The sequence below is a fragment of the Okeania sp. SIO2F4 genome, from assembly GCF_010672385.1.
Taxonomy (GTDB): domain Bacteria; phylum Cyanobacteriota; class Cyanobacteriia; order Cyanobacteriales; family Microcoleaceae; genus Trichodesmium.
In genome coordinates this window covers 1-5,201 of the sequence record NZ_JAAHGT010000699.1, presented here as the reverse complement: position 1 = coordinate 5,201, position 5,201 = coordinate 1, and the positions used below count along the sequence as shown (strand labels likewise).

Below are 5,201 nucleotides of genomic sequence, written 5' to 3'. Positions count from 1 at the left end.
TGGGGATCGAGTCCGTCAAAAGCTCCAGACATCAGCACTAAACCAAGCCACAACTCATTATCACCCCGAATTGCTGCACAAGCTTGACCAATCTCCGTTGGCTCGACTCCATGTAGACAGCCAAAATATTGCAAAATTTCAATCAGATTCAGAAACTCTTGCCAATGGCGTGCCAACTTATCCTCCAACTCAGTTTGGCGCTCCTCTATTTCCGCTCTCAACATTCCTATCCTTCTCCAACCCTTCAGTATAGTACGAGGGTTCCCCCATTCCTTCACAGGATGTTCCTCGGCTTGTGCTTCGACCTTTGCCAATTTCTGCATTTGTGCTAAAACCTCTGGAGCATCTACTGGCAGTGGTACTACTGGAATTTGTTGAGCTAAAGCAAGAGTTGTTTCATCTCCTTTGCGACATTGCCCCAAACGATATTCCATCTCTCCAGGCAATTCCATGTAGTCTACAGCAACCAGCCGAGGCAAGTCTGCCTGCAAAGCCACCACATCCATTGCTCCTACTACATACCATCGATTATCCCTGCCCAAACACAAAGAATAAGGAGACTGACCAGAACCAGGAACTTTTGCTACTAATACTGCTGGAATAGGTTCGGAAGTAGATTTCTTAGCAGTAGGAACGTGCTTTCCTTTCAAACTAACCACAGTTCCCAATACTGCAAAAGACAAAGATAAAGACATTTCTCTAATCCGAGTTTCCTCTGCCTGCTTTTGCAAAATCTTCAGCAGCCGTTTCTCCTCTTTTGCTTTTTCCCGTAACTTTTCATAACTTGCCAGTAGTTGTTCGAGATTAACCCAATCATTCTCTTCATAAATTCCCAGTTTATTTTCTACAGACGTCAATTCCTCTAACTTTTGTTCAATCTGTTTTCGCTCTGGCAGCAGAGACAGGGTAGACAAATACTGACCAAAACTACGTTCTACTAACTCTTTTGCTTCCTCCAATGTATGAGTTTGTAGTAAATTCAGTACCATACCATAGCTAGGAGTAAACTGGCTCACTAAGGGATCTGCTCCTGAAGTTGCTAAATAAGCCGCCTCTTTAGCACCCTCAAACCTAGTTTGTACAGTTAAAACATAACCCTGAAAATCCATCCCTCGCCGTCCGGCCCTACCTGCCATTTGCAGAAATTCTGATGGTCTGAGGAGTCTGTGTCCATCATCTGTACGTTTTGAGAGACTGGAGATAACCGTTGTCCGGGCTGGCATATTAATTCCTGCCGCTAAGGTTTCTGTGGCAAATACTACTTTGATTAAACCTTGCTGAAATAATTCTTCAACTAATCCTTTCCAGACGGGTAACATTCCGGCATGGTGAGCTGCAATTCCTTTAGTGAGAGGTTCTAACTGTTGAGAGCCAGCTAGATCTGGGTTGCGCTTGAGAAATTCTCGAATTAGGGTTTGTAGTTTGGTTGCTTCTGCTTCGTTAATCAAGGTAAGATTGCTGACTTGTGCTACTTCTGTTACTGCACGAGCACATCCCCTACGACTGAATATGAAGTAGATGGCTGGTAACATATCTCGCTCTTTGAGCTGAGACAAGACTGTTGATAAGGTTGGTTCGTGTTGTCTGTCTCTTCTATCTCTATTTGCTTGTCTACTTTTAGGCTTGAGTTGGGGATTGATTCTTGTTTTATTGTTGTTCAGTAGAGGGAATAAGCCTTTATTATTGGAGAAGTTAAATTCTAGGGGGACTGGTCGGAAATCAGAGTAGATGAGTTCGGTTGGTCCATGTACTCTAGTAATCCAATCTGTGAGTTGGTCGCTATTGGCTACTGTAGCGGATAGGGCTAATAGTTGGATTTCTGCCGGGCAGTAAATTATTGATTCTTCCCAGACTGTGCCTCGTTGCCGATCGTTCATGTAGTGGCATTCGTCTAGAACTACTGCTTCTACCTTTTCTAGGGATGTGCCTATTTCTCCAATGGGAGTACCGTAGAGCATATTGCGGAAGATTTCTGTAGTCATTACAAGCACTGGTGCTTCCCGGTTAACAGATGTATCTCCTGTGACTAGCCCTACTGTTTCGGCCCCAAATAGGTTACGGAAGTCCCGCAATTTTTGGTTTGATAGGGCTTTTAGAGGTGTGGTGTAGAATACTCGTCGCCCACGACTTAGGGCACGGTAGATGGCATATTCTCCGATTAAGGTTTTGCCTGAGCCTGTAGGGGCACAAACAACTACTGATTTTCCAGCGTTCAGGGCGACAATCGCTGTTTGTTGGAAGTTGTCTAGTTCAAATGGAAATAAGGTCTTCAGATCCAGCTCTGGGCTGTTCTGGGTTGAGTATGACACTAAGATTTATTTTATTGACTTTACAGAGTTTATGTGATATTATCTAAATCCTGCTTTTCACCAGGGAATATAGACTTTATATTTTTATTTTAACTATATCTTTCAAAGGTTTGAGGTTTGAGGCTAATAGGTGATAAGTTGTGAAGTTATCTCCCGTTAAATCGAAGATTATAACGGGAAGCTCACCAAACAAAGAAGTTTCTTGTTTCACAGGCTGATTAATCTCATAGCCTCCACAAGCATACAAGATGATACCCACCTCGTTTAATGCTTTATTTAATATGTTAATTGCTGCATTCTCATCTCTATCTAAAACTATTTTACATTTAGGACAAGAGTGAGTTCTGACTGACAAAGTTTTAAGTACTTTTTGACCACAATTACTACAGTTTTGTGATGTATTGTGAGGATGTAGGGGCGAATGGCCATTCGCCCCTACTTACATGAACAACGCGTTTGACCGCCACTGCATTCAATATTTCAATAAAAGCACCCCAGGCTACATTGTAAATTGATTTTGAGAGTTTTGTGTTTCTAGCTAAACCTTTAATCTTCAGGTCTTCCACAGCAATTATGTCATATTTTCTAGCCAATTTATGAGCAGTATTGAGCGTGAAAATCTTCTCTTTGTCTAGCAATATGTATTCAATGAATAATTAATAATGAAAGAAGGAAACTAATTATTCACTAATTATTAATTATTAGAAGTTTATTTAGTCAAATTAAACTATTCTAATTATTAATTGTTAATTATTAATTATCAATGTTCCTTTTTCCAGTTCTTTAACCCAATTTCTTTTCTAGATACAATTCTATGCTTTCTCGCACTTATTAGATTGATATTTTCTATATAAATTAAGAACAGGAACACTCTCACCAGCATTAGTAGTCAAAAACTCTTTTAAACCTACATCAATATCTACAGCAGTTTTAATATTATTTGTAGGAATTAAACTAGGTACTGACTTATCTTCCCAGCTAAAACTTATGTAATAACCATCAGCGTCTTGAGTGCGTCTTACATTCTGGGGTTTCCCCAGAATTACGCACTCGCTTTTTTGGTTATAGTTGCAGTTTTGATAACAAACCGATCTGGTATATATCTATGAACTACCACTCGAATAGGACCAAACCTTGTAGTAATTATTTGTTTTCCATCAAATTTAATTACTGATGAGCGGATGATTAACTCTACTAAAACACGCGGGACCTTAAAAACCCTGATTTTTTAAATCTTGGTCGTCCTCTACGTTTACCAGTTTGAGCGGGTATTAGCCTTTCATGTCGGCTCAAGCGCCGAAACGTTTCCAAGCTTTATCTAGTCTTTGTAAGTTAATTTGCTGGACTTCGTATTGAGATTTCTTTGTAGTCAGGAAATAACTGTTTTATCTGTTTAAGTGCTGATTGCTGAAAATAATAATCTGGTCTACTGGAAATCTCGCCAATAGGGCATGAAATTAATGAGCAACTGTCAACTTGACATCTAGTTCTATTCAACCAGTCTAATCGTTGACCAAGAACATAATTCCAATGTCGCTGTAACAATTCTAGCCAATAATCAATTTTGATTGACTGTTCACAAGTAGGCTTAATTTTGTAGCAATGAGTAATTATCATAATTTTATATTACTCTTTAAGTGCTATAATTATATATATCAATCGACACCTTTTTAATTTACTCTCGGCAATTCCCCTGCCGTTATAATCTGCGATTTAACGGCAGGGGAATTGCTGAATCAAGTTGGCTACTCCTCAGACTAAAGTTACTAAGGATTAATTATAAGAAGATATCAACGAAACCCCTGCTGAAGTGATACATCTAAAAATTGTAGGTTACGAGATATTATTAAATAGGACTTGTAACTTTATTATAGAGTCTAACCTATTAGAAATACTGTACTATATAACAGGATGAATCATCTTACTTTGTTTCTACCCTCACTGATAAAGCAAAGAAATATTCTTTGCATACTCCTCAAAAATTCCCTATACAGTCTGCTCAAGTCTAATACTAATAATCAATCAATAATCCTACATATCGGTAATTTATATTAGAGTTGTCGGGAAATAAAAATTGAACAATGCTCAAAAGTTTACTCTATAAGGTTTTCATGATTATGGGGCTGAAAAATGCTATAAACTTTTACTGATAAGGGTTTTAGCCATTTTTTTAGCTTAATTCCCAACAACTCTATTATATAAAATCCGGTTATACAATAATCAAAAAATTACTTCCTCTTAATACAGGTGTTTTATTGAATACTAATTTAAAAATTTATGCTATTTAAATCATTTTTTCTCTTAAATCCTGACTCCTCCACAATACTATAACTAATTACCTAGATTCTATATTAAAGATATTTACATATATATATACAAAAAAAGATGTGAAACCCATTTGATTGTCTAAATAGCTGAATTTGCTTGATATTGCTAATTTCGATATATTTGTATTTTTAAAGTTTCAAGTTGTGAATATTACTAATTTTTCATAAATAATACTAATATTATTGTAAAAAAAAAATTAGACAAGATACTTAGCAACAAGATAGACTTGATTAGTGTTTTCTAAGAAGACAATTCATCCCACAGCAAAATTAATTTAGACGTAGTTTTCTTGATTAAATTACGATAAAATTAACCAACTTTGGAAAAACTCCAAAAAGTAGTTGTGGAAAATCCACGATAATTCAATATTTTTTTACTTTTGATTCCAAAATAATATGTCTACAGAAACTCAAACTCCTAAGATAGTAGTAGTAGGTGCTGGCTGGGCTGGTTTAGGAGCCACTCACCACCTAGCCAAAAATGACTATGATGTTACACTTCTAGAAGGGAGCGACTGATGAGACTCGCTGGTGAAAATCGACGCCTGACCAAGCAATCAAACGT

At 37.4% G+C, this 5,201-nt stretch carries 4 protein-coding genes and 1 pseudogene; 1 reads left to right on the top strand and 4 read right to left on the bottom strand.

The annotated features are described in order from the left end of the window. From F6K22_RS30770 to F6K22_RS30755, 4 genes and pseudogenes are all read right to left on the bottom strand, one after another. Nucleotides 1-2,309, bottom strand: a 2,309-nt coding sequence (locus F6K22_RS30770; RefSeq protein WP_293106992.1) for a DEAD/DEAH box helicase, incomplete at its 3' end; no start/stop codon positions are given. 76 nt (nucleotides 2,310-2,385) lie between these two features. After that, nucleotides 2,386-2,667 (bottom strand): annotated as a pseudogene (locus tag F6K22_RS30765) (zinc ribbon domain-containing protein); the annotation flags it as partial. Nucleotides 2,668-2,692: 25 nt separating this feature from the next. Continuing rightward, nucleotides 2,693-2,902 carry a hypothetical protein gene (locus F6K22_RS30760; protein ID WP_293106987.1) on the bottom strand — a complete coding sequence of 70 codons (210 nt, stop codon included), beginning with the start codon at nucleotides 2,900-2,902 and terminating at the stop codon, nucleotides 2,693-2,695. Between the two features lie 739 nt (nucleotides 2,903-3,641). Further along, a complete protein-coding gene (locus F6K22_RS30755; protein ID WP_293106985.1) occupies nucleotides 3,642-3,926 on the bottom strand; it encodes a helix-turn-helix domain-containing protein in 285 nt (94 codons plus the stop codon). A gap of 1,106 nt (nucleotides 3,927-5,032) precedes the next feature. On the opposite strand from F6K22_RS30755, the gene F6K22_RS30750 reads away from it, so the two are divergent. Beyond that, a complete protein-coding gene (locus tag F6K22_RS30750; RefSeq protein WP_363274788.1) occupies nucleotides 5,033-5,155 on the top strand; it encodes an FAD-dependent oxidoreductase in 123 nt (40 codons plus the stop codon). Nucleotides 5,156-5,201 lie beyond the last annotated feature (46 nt).

Excerpts from the sequence above, each read along its gene's own strand:
- F6K22_RS30755 (WP_293106985.1), bottom strand. The coding sequence starts at position 3,926 with ATGATAATTACTCATTGCTACAAAATTAAGCCTACTTGTGAACAGTCA.
- F6K22_RS30750 (WP_363274788.1), top strand. The coding sequence starts at position 5,033 with ATGTCTACAGAAACTCAAACTCCTAAGATAGTAGTAGTAGGTGCTGGC.